Genomic DNA, 2,153 nt, shown 5'->3' on the forward strand with positions numbered 1-2,153 from the left:
GGGCCGAGTTCCTCGATCAGAACGAGCGGGCGGCGGCGCGGCGCGCGAACGACGCCGGCCAGGTGTTCCGCAAGCGCGCTCCTGCGGTGTTCGCCGGCGCCAGGCGCATCTTCGACGTGGTGGAGGCCCCGGCGACGTTCGGCTCCGCCGCGATCGCGACCGATGTCTCCGAACTCGAGGACGTGCGGGCCGACCTGTCGCGCCAGATGGACGCCCATCGCCGCACGCTCGACGAGCTCACCACCGCGGTCGCCATCTTCGGGTCCGACGGCGCGCTGGTGTTCCACAACCAGGCCTATCGCCAGCTGTGGTCGCTGGACCCGGCCTTCCTGGAGACCTCGCCCAGCGACGCCGTGATCCTCGACCGCCTGCGGGCGGACCGGAAGCTGCCCGAGCAGGCGGACTTCCGCACCTGGAAGGCCCAGTTGCACGAGGCCTACCGGGCGATCGAGGCGCGCGAGCACTGGTGGCATCTTCCGGACGGCCGCACCTTGCGCGTGGTGGCGGCCCCCAATCCGCGCGGCGGCGTCACCTATCTGTTCGACGACGTCACCGAGCGGCTGGCGCTCGAGAGCCGGTTCAACGCGCTCTCCAAGGTGCAGCGCGAAACCATCGACCATCTGCAGGAGGCGGTCGCGGTGTTCGGCTCGGACGGCCGGCTGCGCCTGCACAACCCGGCCTTCCAGGCGCTCTGGGACCTCTCCGAGGAAGAACTCGCCGAGCGCCCGCACGCCGACCAGATCCTGACCGCCTGCGGCGCGCGCCACGCCGACGCCGAGCTCTGGCGCCGGCTCAAGATGGCCATGACCGCGATGCCGGACGAGCGCCAGCCGCTGACGGCGCGCATCGACCGTGCGGAGGGCGCGGTGATCGACGTCGTGACGCTGCCGCTGCCGGACGGCGGAACGCTCGCGACGTTCACGGACGTCACGGCGCGGGTGAACGTCGAGCGCGCATTGCGCGATCGCGCCGAGGCGGTCGAGGCCGCCGCCCGCCTGAAAGCCGACTTCACCAGCCACGTCTCCTACGAGCTGCGGTCGCCGCTCACCAACATCATCGGCTTCGGCCAGTTGCTCGGAGACCCGCGGCTCGGCGCGCTCAGCCCCAAGCAGCGCGAATATGTCGACCACATCCTGTCGTCGTCCTCGGCGCTGCTCGCCATCATCAACGACATTCTCGACCTCACCACGATCGACGCCGGCGCGATGGAGCTCGAGCTCGGCCCGGTGAACGCGCGCGACGCGATCGACGGCGCCGTGGAGGGCGTGCGAGACCGCCTGGCGGAAGCCGGGCTCGGGCTCGAGATCGACGCGCCGCCGAGCGTCGGGACCTTCGTGGCCGACGGCAAGCGGGTGCGCCAGATCCTGTTCAACCTGCTGGCGAACGCTATTGGCTTCTCAAAGCCCGGCCATGCCGTCAGTGTGAGCGCGGAGCGTACGCAGGACGCCATGATCTTCAGGGTCGCGGACAAGGGCAGCGGCATCTCGCCGGAGCTCGCCGACAAGGTGTTCGACCGGTTCGAAAGCCGCACCGCAGGGGCGGCGCATCGCGGCGTCGGGCTCGGCCTGTCGATCGTCCGCTCCTTCGTCGAGCTGCATGGCGGCTCGGTCGCGCTGGACTCCAGGATCGGAGAGGGCACGGTGGTGACCTGCCGCTTCCCGCTCCGCGCCATCAACTCCGAGGCTGCCGAATGAGAGGTCCCGCCGCGCGCACAAGGACGACGCTGCAGCCGGAAACCATGAACGAGGCGCGCTGGGAGGTGACCCTTCCGGACGAGGCCGCAACGGCGGCGCTCGCCGCGGTCGTCGCCCGCGCGCTGAAGCCCGGCGACCTGATGACGCTCTCGGGCGAGCTCGGGGCCGGCAAGACCACCTTCGCGCGGGCGCTCGTGCGGGCCCGGGCGGGCGACCCGGAGCTCGAGGCCCCGAGCCCGACCTTCACCCTGCTTCAGACCTACGACCTGCCGCGCGGCGTGATCGTCCACGCCGATCTCTACCGGCTGTCCGGCCCCGAGGAGCTCGACGAGCTCGGCTGGGAGGAGGCCGGGGAGGACGCGATCGTGCTGGTCGAATGGCCGGACCGGCTCGGCGCCGAGCTGCCGCCGGATCGGGGCCGAGGTCCAGCTCGAGGTCGAGCCGGTCCGGCGGCAGCTC

General features: G+C 71.6%; 2 protein-coding genes. Both read left to right on the forward strand.

Annotated features, from left to right (window positions below; translation table 11 throughout):
- Nucleotides 1-1,694 (forward strand): sensor histidine kinase (locus ACIKT0_RS17425; RefSeq protein ID WP_407106613.1); only part of this gene is annotated, 1,694 nt, incomplete at its 5' end.
- On the forward strand, nt 1,691-2,153 hold a 463-nt coding region (gene tsaE / locus ACIKT0_RS17430; protein WP_407106614.1), incomplete at its 3' end, for a tRNA (adenosine(37)-N6)-threonylcarbamoyltransferase complex ATPase subunit type 1 TsaE. The genes ACIKT0_RS17425 and tsaE, both read left to right, overlap by 4 nt.

The sequence above is a fragment of the Hansschlegelia beijingensis genome (genome assembly GCF_045505405.1).
Classification (GTDB): domain Bacteria; phylum Pseudomonadota; class Alphaproteobacteria; order Rhizobiales; family Methylopilaceae; genus Methylopila; species Methylopila beijingensis_A.